The sequence below is a fragment of the Pseudomonas sp. Leaf48 genome (assembly GCF_001421885.1).
Lineage (GTDB): Bacteria > Pseudomonadota > Gammaproteobacteria > Pseudomonadales > Pseudomonadaceae > Aquipseudomonas.
On record NZ_LMLH01000006.1, the window covers coordinates 50,591 to 67,948 of the forward strand.

The window sequence follows — 17,358 nt, forward strand, 5'->3', positions numbered from 1 at the left end:
CTTGCTCCTACAAGTCCTTGCCAGAAAAACGCCAAAAGAGTACAAATGTACTCCATGACGACTCTGACTCCCCGCCGTACCGCCATCCTGACCTTTATCCGCGATCGCATCGCCGAGCATGGTCAGCCCCCCAGCCTCGCTGAAATCAGCGAGGCGTTCGGTTTTGCCTCTCGCAGCGTGGCGCGCAAGCATGTGCTGGCGCTGACCGAGGCCGGTTTCATCGAGGTCAATCCCCATCAGGCCCGGGGCATTCGCCTGCTCGGGCAGCCGCCGCGCCCCGAGTTGCTGGACATTCCGGTGCTCGGCCGGGTCGCGGCGGGTGCGCCGATCGGTGCCGATGCCGAGGTGCACAGCCGTCTGTTGCTTGATCCGGCGATTTTCTCGCGGGCGCCGGACTACATGCTGCGGGTCCGGGGTGACTCGATGATCGGGGACGGTATTCTCGACGGCGACCTGGTGGGCGTACACCGCAACCCCGAGGCGCTCAACGGCCAGATCGTGGTGGCGCGGCTCGACGGTGAGGTCACCATCAAGCGTTTTGAACGGGTCGGTGACGTCGTGCGACTGCTGCCGCGTAACCCGGCTTACCAGCCGATCATCGTCGAAGCCGGTCAGGACCTGGCCATCGAAGGGGTGTTCTGCGGCCTGGTGAGGCAAGGCTGATGGGGGCCGTCGTTGCGCTGGATACGCTGTTCAATGGCGGCCAGGTCTGGAGGGGTCGACCTGCGCCGCCCACGGCCAGCCCGCAACCCACCGGGCATGCCGCGCTGGATGCGGCGTTGCCCACCGGTGGCTGGCCCGAGGCTGCGCTGAGCGAGATCCTCCTGGCCGGGCAGGGCGTGGGTGAACTGCAACTGCTGTGGCCAGCATTGGCGCGGTTGTCGGCGGCGGGCGAGCGTATCGTGCTGGTGGCACCGCCCTATGTGCCGTATCCCCAGGCGTGGCACAACGCCGGGGTTGATCTGCGCCAGCTGTCGATCATCCAGGCCAGCGAGCGCGATGCCCTGTGGGCCGCGGAACAATGCCTGCGTTCGGGCAGTTGCGGTGCCGTGCTGTGCTGGCCGCACAAGGCCGATGACCGCGCCTTGCGCCGCTTGCAGGTGGCTGCGGAAACCGGCCAGACCCTGGCATTCGCCTATCGCCCCCTCAGTGAAGCGATCAACCCTTCGCCCGCCGCCCTGCGCATCGCCATCGATGCCAGGCCGGCGCAATTGCGCGTGCTCAAGTGTCGGGGCGGCCTGGCCCGTGCGACGCCGATTGCCTTTTCCGTGGGGCATTGAGGTTGCCATGCGCTGGGTGTGCATTCTCTTCCCGCAATTGGCGCTGGACGCGGTACTGCGTCAGCGCGCTGATCCCGATGAACCGCTGGCGTTGCTGACCGGTCCGGCCCAGCGCCGGGTATTGCAGGCGGTCAATGGCCCGGCCCGGGCACTGGGCTTGCGCCCCGGGCAGTCCATGAGCGCCGCGCAGGCCTTGAGCAAGGGCTTTGCCACGGCTGAGTACGACGCCGCCGAAATCGAGCGCTGGCAGCAGTTCCTCGCCGCCTGGGCCTATCGCTTCAGCTCCCAGGTCAGCGTGCATTACCCGCGAGCCGTGGTGTTCGAGATCGAGTCCAGCCTGGGCTTGTTCGGCACCTGGGCACAATTCGAAGTGCGCTTGCGCCACGAACTCGACGAACTGGGTTTTCGCCACCGCATTGTCGCCGCACCCAACCCGGTGGCGGCGCGAGTGCTGGCCAACGCCTATGACGGTCTGGTAGTGCCTGACGACCAGGCCTTGCAGCATCACCTGGGGCAATTGCCCGTCGACCGGATCGGCCTTGCGCCGCAGGTCGCCACCGCTTTGTCACGCATGGGCTTGCGCACCTTGAGTCAGGTGCAGGCGCTGCCCCGGCACAGCCTGGCCCGGCGTTTCGAGGCCCCGGTGCTCAAGCACCTGGACGCCTTGCTCGGTATGCGGCGACTGGCGCTGGCGTTCTACCTGCCACCGGACCGCTTCGATGTGCGCATCGAACTCAACTTCGATGTGCAGTCCCATCAGGCCCTGCTGTTCCCGCTGCGCCGCCTGACCGGCGACCTGTCGGCGTTTCTGTGCGGGCGCGACAGCGGCGTGCAGCGGTTTGACCTGCACCTGGAGCATGCCGGGTTGCCGGACACGCTGATCAAGGTCGGCCTGCTCAGCGCCGAACGTGACCCGGCGATGCTGTTTGAACTGGCCCGGGGCCGGCTGGAGCAAGTCCAGGTCGAGGCCCCGGTGCGGGGTTTTCGCCTGCGCGCCGAAGACCTGCCGACTTTCGTGCCCCAGCATCAGGAACTGTTCGACGATCGTCCTCAGCAGTCCTTGCCATGGGAACAACTGCGCGAACGCCTGCGCGCACGGCTGGGCGATGACGCCGTGCATGGTCTGCGTTTCCAGGCCGATCACCGCCCTGAATGCGCGTGGCAGGCCCGTGCCGACAACCAGCCCTGTGCCGGGCTCGGCGCCGTGAAACGGCCGGGCTGGCTGCTGGCTGAACCCCTGGCCGTGCACCAGGGGTCGGCGCGCATCCTCATGGGGCCGGAGCGTATCGAGTCCGGCTGGTGGGACGGTGATGACGTGCGCCGCGACTATTACCTGATCGAAACCCGTGCCGGCCAGCAAGGCTGGGCCTATCGGGCGGTCGGTGAGGACGGCCCGCTGTGGCTGCAGGGCTGGTTTGCATGAGCCGCGAATATGCCGAGCTGCACTGCCTGTCGAATTTCAGTTTCCAGCGCGGTGCGTCCAGCGCCCTGGAACTGTTCCAACAGGCGAAAAAGCAGGGTTATCAAGCCCTGGCAATCAGCGATGAATGCACCCTGGCGGGCATCGTGCGCGCCTGGCAGGCGGCGAAGTCGGTGGAGCTGGCGCTGATCATCGGCAGTGAAGTACGGATCGAGAACGGCCCGAAACTGGTGCTGCTGGCGGAGAGCCTCGAGGGTTATCAGGCGCTGTGCCGGTTGATCACCCGCGCCCGGCGCCGGACACAGAAGGGCCAGTACCAGGTTCTGCGCGAAGACTTCAGCGAAGCGCTGCCGGGGCTGCTGGCGCTGTGGGTACCGGACGCGGTCGATGCCTTCGAGCAAGGTCGCTGGTTGCAACAGGTGTTCGGCGACCGCCTGTGGCTGGCGGTGCAGTTGCATCGCGGCCAGGACGACAGCCAGCGCCTGAGTGATTTGCTGAACCTGGCCAGTGAACTGCGCATACCAGCAGTGGCGAGCGGCGACGTGCACATGCATGTCCGTGGACGACGTGCCCTGCAGGACACCATGACCGCAATCCGCCATCACCTGCCGGTGGCCGATGCCGGGTTGCGCCTGCACCCCAATGGCGAGCGTCATCTGCGCAGTCTTGACGTCCTGCATGAGCTTTATCCGCAAGCCTTGCTCGAGGAAACGCTGAACATCGCCCGGCGCTGCACCTTCGACCTCGCTCAGTTGCGCTATCAATATCCCCGGGAACTGGTGCCGCAAGGCCAAAGCGCCGCGTCCTGGCTACGCGAGTTGACCGAGCGCGGCATTCGCCAGCGCTGGCCCGAAGGCGCCAGCGACAAGGTACGCGCGCTGATTGATAAGGAACTGGGGCTGATCGCCGAACTGGGGTATGAAAGTTATTTCCTCACCGTTCAGGACATCGTCGCTTTCGCCCGGCGCGAGAAAATTCTCTGTCAGGGCCGGGGCTCGGCGGCCAACTCGGCGGTGTGTTTTGCCTTGGGCATCACCGAGATCGACCCCGAGCGGATGAACATGCTGTTTGAGCGTTTTCTCTCCAAAGAGCGCAACGAGCCGCCGGATATCGATGTGGACTTCGAGCACGAGCGCCGCGAAGAGGTCTTGCAGTACGTATTCCAGCGTTACGGCCGGACCCGTGCCGCGCTGACGGCGGTGGTCAGCACCTACCACGCCGCCGGTGCGGTGCGCGATGTGGCCAAGGCCCTGGGCTTGCCACCGGACCAGATCAACGCCCTGGCCGATTGCTGCGGTCACTGGAGCGATGAAGCGCCGCCCGTGGAGCGGCTGCGCGAAGGCGGCTTCGATCCCGAAAGCCCGGTGTTGCGCCGGGTATTGAGCCTGACCCGACAACTGATCGGTTTCCCCCGGCACCTGTCCCAGCACCCTGGTGGCTTCGTGATTTCCGAGCAGCCGCTGGACCATCTCGTACCGGTGGAAAACGCCGCCATGGCCGAGCGCACCATCATTCAGTGGGACAAGGACGATCTCGATGCGGTCGGGCTGCTCAAGGTCGATATCCTCGCCTTGGGCATGCTCAGCGCGATACGTCGCTGCTTTGATCTGTTGCGCCGCCATCGCAACCGCGACCTGAGCCTGGCGACAGTACCCTCCGAAGACTCGCAGACCTACGACATGATTGGCCGTGCCGATACCGTCGGCGTGTTCCAGATCGAATCCCGGGCCCAGATGTCGATGCTGCCCAGGCTCAAGCCACGCACGTTCTATGACCTGGTGATCGAGGTGGCCATCGTCCGCCCCGGACCTATCCAGGGCGGCATGGTGCATCCGTACCTGCGTCGGCGAAACAAGGAGGAACTCGAAAGCTACCCCTCCGAAGAGTTGCGCGAGGTGTTGAAACGCACCCTGGGTGTCCCGCTGTTTCAGGAACAGGTCATGCAGATCGCCATCGTCGCCGCCGACTACAGCCCCGGCGAGGCCGATCAGTTGCGCCGCTCCATGGCGGCGTGGAAGCGCCATGGCGGGCTCGAACCGCACAAGGATCGGCTGACCGCCGGCATGAAGAAGAAGGGCTACACGGCGGAATTCGCCGCGCAGATTTTCGAGCAGATCAAGGGCTTTGGCAGCTATGGTTTTCCCGAGTCCCACGCCGCCAGTTTCGCCTTGCTGACCTACGCCAGTTGCTGGTTGAAGTGCCATGAGCCGGCGGCCTTTGCCTGTGCGCTGATCAACAGCTGGCCCATGGGTTTCTACAGCCCTGACCAGATTCTGCAGGACGCGCGTCGCCACCATTTGCAGGTGCGCCCGGTGGATGTGCGCGCCAGCGACTGGGATTGCAGCCTGGAGCCGATGGTCGGCGCGCAGCCGGCGATTCGCCTGGGCTTGCGCATGATCAAGGGTTTTCGCGAGGACGATGCCCTGCGCATTGAGGCGGCGCGTGCCCAAGGCGCATTTGCCGACGTCGCCGACCTCGGTGAACGGGCTTGCCTGGATGCCCGTGCCCGCGAGCTGCTGGCCGATGCCGGGGCGTTGCGTGGCCTGGCCGGGGACCGGCACAGGGCGCGCTGGGAGGTGGCGGGGGTGCACAGGCAGCTCGGTTTGTTTGCCGGCCTGCCGAGTCAGGAAGAGGACGCGGTGGCGTTGCCCAAGCCCACTGTTGGCGAGGACCTGCTGGCCGATTACAACAGCGTCGGCACCACCCTGGGGCCGCATCCGCTGGCGTTGCTGCGCGCTGAACTCAAAGCCCTGCGTTGTCGCAGTTCGAAGGAACTGCTGGAGGTCGAGCACGGCCGCCCGGTCAGCGTTGCCGGGCTGGTGACAGGTCGGCAACGGCCCAGCACCGCCAGTGGCGTGACCTTCGTCACCCTGGAGGACGAGTTCGGCAACGTCAACGTGGTGGTCTGGCGCGACCTCGCCGAGCGCCAGCGCAAAGCCCTGGTCGGCTCGCAGTTGCTCAAGGTCGACGGGCGCTGGGAGAAGGAGGGCGAGGTGCGGCATTTGATTGCCGGGCGCTTGAGCGACCTGAGCCCGTTACTGGATGGCATCAGCGTGCGCAGCCGGGACTTCCGCTGACCTTGTGGCAAAGCCAGTGCCCACAGGAAGTCCTTAATATTCGCGCAACCCTCGAACCTGGTGTGAATCAGCTATACCTCTATGAAACGAATTGCGTGCGCGACGCTCGAATCAAACGGGTGTGGATGACCGGGATAAAGCAACCGATGCAGTTTCTAGAAGATAGCCACGGGTGTGCCGGCTGGAGCGGCGAAATGGCTGGGCGCATTCGTGCGTTCGACTGGAGCCGGACCGAGCTGGGAAAGCTCGATAGCTGGTCGAAAAGCCTGAACAGCGCGGTGCAGATGATGCTTGCGTCACCGCTGCCGATGGTGATGCTCTGGGGGCGGTCCGGGTACATGATCTACAACGACGCCTATTCAAAGTTCGCCGGTGGCCGTCATCCTTATCTGTTGGGTTCGCCGGTAGAGCTGGGTTGGCCGGAAGTCGCCGAATTCAACCGCCATGTGGTTGATACCTGCCTGGCGGGCGGCACCTTGTCCTATCGCAATAAAGAATTGGTGCTGCTGCGTGCCGGGGTGCCGGAAGAAGTGTGGATGGACCTCTACTACAGCCCGGTCTCCGATGACCAGGGGTATCCGGCCGGGGTCATGGCCATGGTGGTGGAGACCACTGAACGGGTGATTTCCGAACGGCGCCGCCAGGCGGCCGAAGACGCCTATCGCGCCGACAATGAACGGGTGCGCCTGGCGCTCAATGCCGGGGCCTTGCTCGGTTCGTTCGTCTGGGACATCAAGGCCAATCTCTTGTCCGGTGATGAGCGATTCGTGCGCACGTTCTCCTACCCACCCGGGCAAGACCTGGCCAACCTGTCCCAGGAAGTCGCCGATGCGCGGATCCATCCGGACGACCGCAACTGGGTTCAGGAGCGGGTCAAGCTGTCGGTTGATACCGGCGAACCCTACAATGTGGAGTACCGCATTCAGCGCCCGGACGGCAGTTATCTCTGGGTACTCTCCAGTGGCTGTTGCGAATTCAACGAGCAGGGCGAAGCGTTTCGTTTTCCCGGCGTACTGATTGATATTCATGAACGCAAGATCGCCGAAGAATCCCTGCTCAGGTTCACCCGTAATCTTGAACAGCGAGTGGCCAATGAGGTCGAGGCACGCTTGACGGCGGAAGAGCAATTGCGTCAGTCGCAGAAGCTCGAAGCCATCGGCGGCTTGACCGGTGGCGTGGCCCATGACTTCAACAATCTGTTGCAGGTAATCGCTGGCAATCTGCACCTGTTGGCGCGCCATGAACCCGACAACGCCAATGTGCAGCGCCGGGTCGCGGCATCGATTGCCGCGGTGGAGCGCGGGGCCAAGCTGTCCTCGCAACTGCTCGCGTTCGCCCGGCGCCAGCCATTGTCGCCAGCCGTTTTTACGCTGCGGCAGATTTTCGATGGCCTGGCAGAGCTGTTGCAACGTGCATTGGGCGAAACCCTTCAGGTGCATATGAGCGCTCCGAAGGCGCCATGGCAGGTGTTCGTCGATCGCAATCAGCTGGAAAACGCCATCCTCAACCTGGCCATCAATGCCCGGGACGCCATGCACGGTGAAGGAACGATCAATCTTTGTACCGAAAACATCACCCTCGACCGCGAGTTCTGCACCGGCAAAGGCATCGTCGCCGGGGACTACGTGCGCGTGTCAATTGCCGACAGCGGTGTCGGCATGGCGCCGCAGGTACTGGCCCAGGCGTTCGAGCCTTTCTTCACTACCAAAGCCGACGGTCAGGGTACCGGGTTGGGTTTGAGCATGGTCTTCGGTTTCGTCAAGCAGAGCGGCGGGCATATCGAGATTGCCAGCGAGGTCGGGCAGGGCACCCGGGTGCAAATGTATTTCCCCCGCACCTTGCGTCTGGCTGCAAGTGACGCGCCGAACCCCAACGTAGAGCAACGGGGCGGGCATGAGCGCATCCTGGTAGTCGAGGACAATGACGCGGTGCGGGTGTCGGTGGTCGAGTTACTGCGCGATGAAGGTTATGAGATCCTGACGGCTACCCATGCTGATGCCGCCATGCAAATCTTGCTGGAAGGTGCGCAGGTAGACCTGATTTTCACTGACGTGGTCATGCCCGGCCTGATCAAGAGTCCGGAGCTGGCCGCCTGGGCGAAAGTGCAGGAGCCACCGGTGGCGGTGCTGTTTACCTCCGGGCATACCCGCGACATCATCTCGCGCAACCATCAGCTCAGCCCGGATACCCACTTGCTGAGCAAACCTTATAGCCCAGAAGCACTGACACAGATGATCCGTACAGTGCTCAAAGGTTGACCACGATCGAAATGTGGGAGCGGGCTTGCTCGCGAAGGCGCAGTGTCATTCAACACTCATAGTGACTGATACACCGCCTTCGCGAGCAAGCCCGCTCCCACATTATGATCGTGTTCTTTCAGTTTCCAACAAGGCGATTCGATGACTTCCAAACGTACCGGCAACTCTCTCTCCGGCATGGTCAGGGTGCGCGGCGCCCGGGAACACAACCTCAAGAATGTCGATGTGGATATCCCCCGCGATGCCCTGGTGGTGTTCACCGGGGTATCCGGCTCGGGGAAGTCGTCACTGGCGTTCTCGACCCTGTATGCCGAAGCGCAACGCCGCTATTTCGAATCCGTGGCGCCTTACGCGCGGCGCCTGATCGATCAGGTCGGCGTGCCGGATGTGGATTCCATTGAGGGGTTGCCGCCGGCAGTGGCCTTGCAGCAACAACGAGGCACGCCGAGCACGCGTTCTTCGGTGGGCAGCGTGACGACCTTGTCGAGCCTGATCCGCATGCTGTACTCCCGGGCTGGCAGTTACCCGCCGGGACAGCCGATGCTGTATGCCGAAGACTTTTCGCCAAACACCCCGCAAGGCGCCTGCCCGCAATGCCACGGCCTGGGCCGGGTGTATGAAGTCACCGAGGCGCTGATGGTCCCGGACCCGAGCCTGACCATACGCCAGCGTGCCGTTGCTTCCTGGCCCCTGGCCTGGCAGGGCCAGAACCTGCGCGACATTCTGGTGACCATGGGCTACGACGTCGATATTCCCTGGCGCGACCTGCCGAAAAAACAGCGCGACTGGATACTCTTCACCGAAGAAACCCCGACGGTGCCAGTCTACGCCGGGCTTACACCGCAGGAGACCCGAGTCGCCCTCAAGCGCAAAATGGAGCCCAGCTACCAAGGCACGTTCACCGGCGCGCGGCGGTACATCCTGCACACCTTCAGCCACTCCCAGAGTGCGTTGATGAAGAAGCGAGTCGCGCAGTTCATGCTCGGCAGTCCCTGCCCGTTGTGCGATGGCAAACGCCTCAAGCGCGAGGCGCTGTCGGTGACCTTTGCCGGCTACGACATCGGCGAACTGGCACAAATGCCGTTGCTGCAGGTCGCGCAAGTCCTCAGGCCGGTGGCGGCCGAGGATTATCCTGAACAGGGCGATGAGACGGGCGAAGTCTTGACTCACAGCCAGACCCGCGAGGCCCGTGAACAGCGCGTGGCCCACGGGGCCAGTGGTCACGCCAACGCCCCGGATGTGCGCCACACGCCGAACCTGTCCGTGGAAAAACGCCTGGCCGCGCAACGCATCGCCCAGGACTTGCTGGAGCGGGTCAGCACCCTGACCGATCTTGGCCTCGGTTACCTGGCCCTGGAACGCAGCACGCCGACCTTGTCGTCCGGCGAGTTGCAGCGCCTGCGCCTGGCAACGCAATTGGGTTCGCAGTTGTTCGGGGTGATTTACGTGCTGGACGAGCCTTCGGCCGGCCTGCACCCGGCGGATGGCGAAGCGTTGTTCGAAGCCCTGCAACGCCTGAAAGCGGCGGGCAATACCCTGTTCGTGGTCGAGCATGATCTGGAAACCATGCGTCGCGCCGACTGGTTGATCGATGTCGGTCCGGCGGCAGGCGAGAAGGGTGGACGGGTGCTGTACAGCGGCCCGCCGGCCGGGCTGGCGGATGTGCCGGACTCGCAGACCCGCGATTATCTGTTCGCCGGACAGCGCAGCCAATCGGCGAGCAATCGCAAGCCCGGCGACTGGCTGCGCCTGGAAGGTGTCACCCGCAATAACCTGAACAACCTCAGCGTCGAATTCCCCCTTGGCTGTTTTACCGCAGTGACCGGTGTGTCGGGCTCGGGGAAATCGAGTCTGGTCAGCCAGGCGTTGCTGGAACTGGTCGGCAGTCATCTCGGCCGCCCGGTGGCCGAGAGCGAAGCGCAGGAGTTGAATCTGGAAGACGATACGCCGCAAGTCAGCGGTGGCCGGGTCACCGCCGGGCTGGAATCGATCAAGCGCCTGGTCCAGGTCGACCAGAAACCCATCGGCCGTACGCCGCGCTCCAACCTTGCGACCTACACCGGGCTGTTCGACAACGTGCGCAAGCTGTATGCCGCCACAGCCGAGGCGCAGGCGGCGGGCTATGACGCCGGACAGTTTTCCTTCAACGTCGCCAAGGGGCGCTGCGCGACCTGTGAAGGCGAGGGCTTTGTCAGCGTCGAGTTGTTGTTCATGCCCAGCGTCTATGCGCCATGCCCGACCTGTCACGGTGCCCGTTATAACCCCCAGACCCTGGCGATCAGTTGGCAGGGACGCAACATTGCCCAGGTGTTGCAGCTGACGGTGGACGAAGCGGTCGAGGTGTTCGCCGAGCAGGCGTCCATACGTCGATCGCTGGAGGTGCTGCGCGATATCGGCCTGGGTTACCTGCGTCTTGGTCAGCCGGCGACCGAGTTGTCGGGTGGCGAGGCCCAGCGCATCAAACTGGCCACCGAACTGCAACGCAATCAGCGCGGGGCGACGCTATACGTGCTCGACGAACCCACCACCGGCTTGCACCCTCGCGACGTCGACCGGTTGCTCGAACAGCTCAATACGCTGGTGACGGCGGGTCACACGGTGATTGTCGTCGAACATGAAATGCGCGTGGTGGCGCAGAGTGACTGGGTGATCGACATTGGCCCGGGGGCGGGCGATTCGGGGGGGAGGGTGGTGGTCGCCGGAACTCCGCATAAAGTCGCCAAAAGCAAGAAGAGCCGCACGGCGCCGTTTTTGGCCAAGGCTCTTGAACTGGCTTGAAATGGAGGTGTTCTTCCTCACCTCATCGTCGGAACGCCGTCCGGACCAAGCCGGCTCCCACAGGGATTCGGGAACGCTACAGATCCCGTGTGGGAGCGGGCTTGCTCGCGAAAGCTATCTGTCATGCACCATCAATCGTGCGCCGTACCTTGTCCAGCAGCTCATTGATCTGGAACGGCTTGATCAGCATTTCCATGCCGTCGCCGAGGAACACCTGGCGATTGATCGCGGTTTCCGCATAACCGGTCATGAACAGGATCGGCAATGTTTCACGCCAGCCCCGCGCGACATCCGCCAGTTCGCGGCCGCTCATGCGCGGCAGGCCGACATCGGTCAGCAGCAGGTCGATTGACCGGTCGTTCTGGAGGCGCTCCAGGGCGCTCTCGATGTCGCCCGCCTGGGTGCAACGGTAGCCGGCATCCGCCAACACCTCAGCCACGAACAAACGCACCGACGCTGTATCTTCGACGATCAAGACATGTTCACCGGCACCCTGGGGATCGACGCTGACGGGTTCCAGCTGGCTCACGGTGGGGGCGGAGCTGGCCGGCAACATGATGGTCACTTCGGTGCCGCGCCGCGCCACGCTGCGAATGTGCGCATCGCCTCCCGACTGCCGGGCGAAACCATAGATGCTCGACAGCCCGAGCCCGGTCCCCTGGCCCAGGGGTTTGGTGGTGAAGAACGGGTCGAAAACCTTGCCGATCACGCTGTGGTCGATGCCGGTGCCGTCATCGCGTACCGACAGCGCAACGTAGGCGCCATCGGCCAGGTTCGGGTCGCCATGGGAGAAGGCGGCATAGGTGTTGACCCAGATGTTGCCACCTTGGGGCAGGGCATCGCGCGCGTTGATCACCAGGTTGAGCATGGCGCTTTCGAGCTGGATCGGATCGACCAACGCGATGGCTGGCTTGGACGTCAATTCCAGCTTCAGAGTGATGCGTTCGCCGATGGTGCGCACCAGCAATTCTTCGAGAGAGCGGATGTGTTCGTTGATATCCACGGGCCGGGTATCGAGTGGCTGCTGGCGGGCGAACGCCAACAGGCGATGCGTCAGGGACGCGGCGCTCATGGCCGAGCTCAGTGCCGCTTCGGCGTAGAACCCGACCTTGTCGGTGCGCGATTCGGCGGCGCGTTTCTGGATCAGCTCCAGGCTGGTGATGATGCCGGTGAGCAAGTTGTTGAAGTCATGGGCGATGCCTCCGGTCAATTTGCCGAGGGCGTCCATTTTCTGCACTTGCAGCAGTTGCGCTTCGGTGCGCGCGCGTTCAGCGACTTCCCTGGCCAGCTGGGTGGTGGCGTCGTCCAGCCGGGCCAGGTGCGAGCGTTCGCGGTGGCGGTGTTCGGTGACGTCCTCGACGAACACCAGGCTCAGTTCCGGGGTGCGATAGGGTGAAATCTGCCATTCGGTTTCGCGGGTTTCACCCAGCACCCGCATGTTCAGGGTGCCTTTCCAACGCTCGCCATAGGCCAGGCGCAGGCGCAGCTCTTCGATCACGCTATCCTGGTCGTCGGCAAAACACTCGTGCAGGGTGTCCGGTTCACGGTTGTCCTGCACCAGTTGCGTGAATGCGTGATTGCATTCGTGGACCTTGAGTTGAGCGTCGAGCACCGCAATGGGCGCCGAAACGTTGACAAAAATCTCGCGAAACCGCGCCTCGCTTTCGCGCAGGGCGTTTTCGGTATCCCGTACCCGCAGCAGGGTGCGCAGGGTGGCCAGCAGTACATCCGGGTCGACGGGGTGGATCAGGTACGCATCGGCACCGGCGTCCAGGCCGGTGATGATGTCGCCAGTCTGGATCGATGCCGCCGACACGTGAATCACCGGGAGCAGGGCGGTGGCAGGGTCGGCGCGCAGTTTGCGCACGATGTCGAAACCGCTCATGTCCGGCAGGTTGACGTCGAGTACCAGGGCGTCGAAGGTTACGCTGGCGATCAGTTCCAGGCCCTCGGTACCCGTGCCGGCTTCGAGTACCTCGTAACCGTGACGTTCCAGGCGCCGGCGCAAGGCGTAGCGCGTGGCAACGTTGTCGTCGACGACCAGCAAGCGCAGGTCACGTTTCATCGGCAGGCTCCATGGCGATGGCCAGAGGGATGATCACGAAAAAGGTCGAGCCTACGCCTGGAGCGCTTTGCATCCCGACCTCGCCACCGAGCAGGATGGCGAAGCGTTTGCACAGCGACAATCCGAGCCCGGTACCGCGCAGCCGCTTTTGCAGCGGTGAATCGACCTGGGAGAAGTCTTCGAACAATGCACCATGTAGCGACTCGGCGATACCGATACCGGTGTCGCTGACGGCAAAACGCACGTGGGTGTTGTTTTGTAGCTGCGCCGAAATCCTGACTTCACCCCGGGTGGTGAACTTCAGCGCATTGGCGATGAAGTTGCGCAGGATCTGCGCGAGCTTCTTGTCGTCGGTGTACAGGCGTGGCAGGCCCACCGGTTCCTCGAAAATCAGATCCACGGCGCTGGCGTCGACAATCGGCCGGAACATCCCGCGCAGCGCGGCGAACAGGTCGAACATGTCGAACCAGGCGGGTGAGATGGTGATGCGCCCGGCCTCGATCTTCGCAAGGTCAAGCAGATCGTCGACCATGTCGCTCAGTTCCCGTGCGGCAGTACTGACGAAGGTTACCTGTTTGTGCTGCTCGGGGCTCAACGGACCGTCCAGTTCATCGCTCAGCAGGCTGGCGATGCTCAGAATCGAGCCAAGCGGCGTACGAAACTCGTGGCTCATGTACGACAGGAACCGGCTTTTGAGGTCCGAGGCCTGGCGCAACTGTTCGGCCTGGGTATCGAGTTCGGCATACAGCGCCAGCACGCCCTGGTTGGTTTCATCCAGTTCTTCGCGCAACGCGGCGGCTTCGCCCTGCAACTGCGCAATGAGTGCGGCTTGATCAGCAAGCTCAATCAGGGGTGTCTCAGCCATGGGAGGCCTCCAGAGCTATCACCAGCACCGTGACATCGTCCCGCCCGCGACAGAAGTCGCGGTGCAACAAAGCGGCAATCACGGCCGGATGCCGGTACACCAGACCGGGGTAATCCTGCAGGTTCCAACGAGACTGCAAACCGTCGCTGTACATAATCAAAAGTTGTCCATTCACTTGAGCATAGTCAAAGGGTTGCGCCTTTCGATATTGCCCGCCAACGATGCCGGGATGGGAGGCCAGGCCACGGGATCGGTCCGGGGCTATCAGGCAGGCGCCGATGTTGCCTATACCGACGTAGTTCAGCGCATTGCGATGGGCGTCAAACTGGGCAATGGCCAGGGCACCTCCGCGCGTGCCGTTCATGGCCTGGTGAATGTCTTCGAGCAACAGAAGCGGCGTGTTGAATGACGAGGATGCGAACACTTTCTCCCCCGCCCGGGCCGCCAGTTCAGCGTCTTCGCCATGCCCCAGGCCATCGATCACCAGGGCACTGATGCGCGATCCGTCATAAGCTACGTGCCAGATATCGCCACAGGCCGGATCGTTGCGTAACGAATGCTGGCTGACGCCCATGCGTTGGTCCGGTCTCTTGTCTTCGCGCGGATACAGCCGGGCCAACAGCACGGCGCCCCGGGAATCGGCGTAGGCATCGAATACTTGCGCCTGACGTGAAATCGCCCCCAGCCCGATACCCTGTGTACCCCCCGTGGAAAAGCCATCGCTCAGACAGGCCTGCAGGTCGAAGCCCTGGGCACGGTCGACGGCCAGTATCTCGATGCCTGCGCCCGATGCACGGGGCAAGACCCGCAGATGAATTTCACCGCATGCCGCATGCTTGAGAATGTTACTGGCAAGTTCGGTGGCGACCAAGGCGACACGCCCGGCGTCGGTCTCATCAAAACCGTGCCTTTGCGCCAGCTGTTGGGCGGTGCGGCGGGCGTGACCGACCTGGCTACTGTCTTCGATCGCCAGCACCTGGGTCAGGGAGCTGCCGATGTTCATTCTGCCGATATTCATGTCCATCGGGTGATCGTTACGCGAGTGCCTTTGCCCGGCGCGGTATCGAGTTCGAACTCTTCCACCAGCCGCCTGGCACCGGTCAGGCCCAGGCCCAGGCCGGAGCCTGAGGTCCAGCCATCGGTCAGCGCCAGCTTGATGTCCGGGATGCCCGGTCCTTCATCGCGGAAGGTCAGGCGCAGGCCGGTGCGTGATTCTTCGTCGAGGATCTGCCAATCCATATCACCGCCGCCGCCGTAGACCATGGTATTGCGCGCCAGCTCGCTGACCGCGGTGACCAGTTTGGTCAGGTCGATCAGGCGCATGCCACACTCCTGGGCCAGCTTGCGCGCGGTCTGGCGCGCCAGCACGACGTCCTGCTCAATTTGAATGGGCTGGGTGCCGCTGCTGCGCACGGTCATTGTTCTTGTACTCGGTCCTGCAGCAGTTTCATCCCGCGCTCGACATTCAACGCGGTCCTGACACCCGGCAAGGTCAGGCCCAGTTCCACCAGGGTAATGGCGACCGCTGGCTGCATGCCGACCAGAACGGTCTGGGCATCCATGATGCTCGACAGCCCGGAGATGGTGCCGATCATTCGGCCAATGAACGAGTCGACCATGTCCAGCGCCGAAATGTCGATCAGTACGCCACGGGCGGAGGTTCTGCTGATGCGCTCGGACAGGTCGTCCAGCAAGGTCAGGGCCAGTTGATCATGCATGTCGACCTGAATGGTCACCAGCAGAAAGTCGCCCATCTGCAATATGGGAATACGTTCCATGGGCTCAGCCCGCCTTGCCGACAGTCAATCCCAGGCGGGTCAGGGCCAGCTTCAGGGCATCGGCCAGGTTGGCTTTGGTCACCACGCCTTGCAGGTCCAGGCCCAAGTGCACGATGGTCTGGGCGATCTGTGGGCGCACGCCACTGATGATGCAATCGGCACCCATCAGGCGAATCGCGGTCACGGTTTTGAGCAGGTGCTGGGCCACCAGCGTATCGACAGTCGGTACGCCGGTGATGTCGATAATGGCGATTTCCGAACCGGTGTCGACGATTCGTTGCAGCAACGATTCCATCACCACCTGGGTGCGTTGCGAATCGAGGGTGCCGATCATCGGCAGGGCCAGTACACCGTCCCAGAGCTTGACCACCGGGGTCGACAGCTCGAGCAACTCTTCCTGCTGGCGCTTGATCACCGCTTCCCGGGACTTCTGGAAGGTACGAATGGTGTGCATGCCCAGGGCGTCGAGCAGTTGGGAGACTTCCCAGAGCTGTTCGGCCAGCAATGCCGGGCTGTCCTGGTAATGATTTTGCAGCAGGGCGAACACCGGGCCCTTAAGGGAAAAGATGAAACTGGCGGTCTGGTGCGAATCCTGGCCGAGCAGGGCGCGGCTGTGGGAGAGCTTTTCGAGGAACTGCCGAATCGCGTCCCAGCCCGGCGCTGCCACGTTCTGTCCATTGCCCTCCTGCAGTCCGCTAACCAGTAATTGCAGGAACTCCGAGGTCTGCTGCCTCAGGTCCGCGTCTTTGAGATTGCGTGTGGCCCCACTGTTTTCCAGGCTTTTGGACCATTCGGCAATCAGTTGCGCCTGGCTTTTGTTCATCGCATCGAGAGTGCTGGTTTGCAGTGCCGCCATGAGACTTTAACTCCTTGAAAGTGTGGGCCCGGTTGCCAAAAAACGGCCGGCGCAATGCAGTGACATTTGCCGGATGAAATAGTTGTTCGTTTTTTGCAGGAATTTGAATTTGCTCACAGCAACTGTAGGAGCTTGTGAAGCCTGCGATCTGTTTTTTTTAGTCTTTCGCAGGCGCAAAGGGCTGTTTCCAGTGAAGAAGTTCAGTCGCCAGAAAAAAACAGCCGCCAGAACAGGCGGCTGTTTTAGTGCAGGGGGACGCTACTTGTCCGGGTGGGCGGCCTGGAGCTTTTTCGCCATGGCCAGGTGTTTCTCCAGCGCAGGCAGCATTTTTTGCGCAAAGGCCTTGAGTTCGGTGGCGCCCTTGGTCTTGTCGTCGGTCACCGTGTTGGCTTCCTTCTTGAACAACTCGATAGTGTCTTCGTGGGCTTTGACCTGGTTGTTGGCGTAGGCCGAATCGAAGGACTCGTCGCGCATGTCGAGTAGCTTCTCCTTGGCCTGCTTAACCAGAGTCGAGGTATCCGGAACCTCGATATCGTGCTTTTTCGCCAGGGTCGCCAGTTCATCGTTGGCCTTGGAATGATCGGTGATCATCATGTTGGCGAATGCCTTGATGTCGGCCGACTGGCTTTTTTCCAGGGCCAGGCGGCTGGTTTCGATTTCCGCGATGCCACCGGCGGCGGCATTGTCGACGAAGTCATTGGAAGTGGCAGCAAAAGCGCTGCCCATGCTGGTGCTCAGGGCGACAGCCAGGGCGAGGTGGCGCAAGTTGAATCCGTCCATTGGTCATTCTCCACACAGGTTTTTATGGCCGATCGATTGATCGTTATGCTGTGGAGGCGTTTTTACCGGTAAAGGTTTTATCGCATTTGCGACAGGACGACGAACGGAGGCCGCTGGTCTGACAGGTGGTCGACAGAACCGGCTAACCAAGGCCATTCTGATAGTTGGTGAACGCAATTGATCGCGTTTCGCTGCCGATCA

The 17,358-nt window shown here is 62.8% G+C and carries 13 protein-coding genes; 6 read left to right on the plus strand and 7 right to left on the minus strand.

The window, feature by feature from the left end; all coding sequences use genetic code 11:
- The first annotated feature begins 45 nt into the window (after window positions 1-45).
- The 6 genes from lexA to ASE98_RS06650 all read left to right on the plus strand — a co-directional run bounded on the left by lexA (window position 46) and on the right by ASE98_RS06650 (window position 10,813).
- The gene (lexA, locus tag ASE98_RS06625; RefSeq protein ID WP_060540587.1) at window positions 46-663 is read left to right on the plus strand and encodes a transcriptional repressor LexA; all 618 of its coding nucleotides are present in this window, start codon (window positions 46-48) and stop codon (window positions 661-663) included.
- Window positions 663-1,280, plus strand: a complete 618-nt coding sequence (gene imuA / locus ASE98_RS06630) for a translesion DNA synthesis-associated protein ImuA (protein ID WP_060540588.1) — start codon at window positions 663-665, stop codon at window positions 1,278-1,280. The genes lexA and imuA overlap by 1 nt, the downstream gene beginning before the upstream one ends.
- A 7-nt stretch (window positions 1,281-1,287) precedes the next feature.
- A complete protein-coding gene (locus ASE98_RS06635; RefSeq protein WP_060540589.1) occupies window positions 1,288-2,703 on the plus strand; it encodes a Y-family DNA polymerase in 1,416 nt (471 codons plus the stop codon).
- Window positions 2,679-5,777 (plus strand): error-prone DNA polymerase, encoded by a 3,099-nt coding sequence (locus tag ASE98_RS06640; protein ID WP_201782591.1) that lies wholly within the window; start codon window positions 2,679-2,681, stop codon window positions 5,775-5,777. Before ASE98_RS06635 ends, ASE98_RS06640 begins: the two co-directional genes overlap by 25 nt.
- Window positions 5,778-5,923: 146 nt before the next feature.
- Window positions 5,924-8,035 (plus strand): hybrid sensor histidine kinase/response regulator, encoded by a 2,112-nt coding sequence (locus ASE98_RS06645; protein WP_060540591.1) that lies wholly within the window; start codon window positions 5,924-5,926, stop codon window positions 8,033-8,035.
- Between the two features lie 141 nt (window positions 8,036-8,176).
- The gene (locus tag ASE98_RS06650) at window positions 8,177-10,813 is read left to right on the plus strand and encodes an excinuclease ABC subunit UvrA (protein ID WP_060540592.1); all 2,637 of its coding nucleotides are present in this window, start codon (window positions 8,177-8,179) and stop codon (window positions 10,811-10,813) included.
- A 121-nt stretch (window positions 10,814-10,934) separates the two neighbouring features.
- Here ASE98_RS06650 and ASE98_RS06655 read toward each other — a convergent pair whose 3' ends face one another.
- The 7 genes from ASE98_RS06655 to ASE98_RS06685 form a co-directional block, all read right to left on the minus strand.
- Window positions 10,935-12,878 (minus strand): response regulator, encoded by a 1,944-nt coding sequence (locus tag ASE98_RS06655; protein WP_060540593.1) that lies wholly within the window; start codon window positions 12,876-12,878, stop codon window positions 10,935-10,937.
- Complete coding sequence (locus tag ASE98_RS06660) at window positions 12,868-13,743, minus strand: sensor histidine kinase (RefSeq protein WP_060540594.1); 876 nt, start codon at window positions 13,741-13,743, stop codon at window positions 12,868-12,870. Before ASE98_RS06660 ends, ASE98_RS06655 begins: the two co-directional genes overlap by 11 nt.
- Window positions 13,736-14,746, minus strand: coding sequence for an ATP-binding protein (locus ASE98_RS06665; protein ID WP_060540595.1), 1,011 nt, complete (start codon window positions 14,744-14,746; stop codon window positions 13,736-13,738). The genes ASE98_RS06660 and ASE98_RS06665 overlap by 8 nt, the downstream gene beginning before the upstream one ends.
- Window positions 14,747-14,757: 11 nt before the next feature.
- Window positions 14,758-15,162, minus strand: coding sequence for an anti-sigma regulatory factor (locus ASE98_RS06670; RefSeq protein ID WP_060540596.1), 405 nt, complete (start codon window positions 15,160-15,162; stop codon window positions 14,758-14,760).
- Window positions 15,159-15,521: an STAS domain-containing protein gene (locus ASE98_RS06675; protein WP_060540597.1), complete on the minus strand. Its 363-nt coding sequence runs from the start codon at window positions 15,519-15,521 to the stop codon at window positions 15,159-15,161. The genes ASE98_RS06670 and ASE98_RS06675 overlap by 4 nt, the downstream gene beginning before the upstream one ends.
- 4 nt (window positions 15,522-15,525) lie before the next feature.
- Window positions 15,526-16,377, minus strand: coding sequence for an STAS domain-containing protein (locus ASE98_RS06680; protein WP_060540598.1), 852 nt, complete (start codon window positions 16,375-16,377; stop codon window positions 15,526-15,528).
- Between the two features lie 258 nt (window positions 16,378-16,635).
- Entirely contained in the window at window positions 16,636-17,157 is a 522-nt protein-coding gene (locus ASE98_RS06685) for a DUF4142 domain-containing protein (protein ID WP_060540599.1), read from the minus strand.
- Window positions 17,158-17,358: the final 201 nt, after the last annotated feature.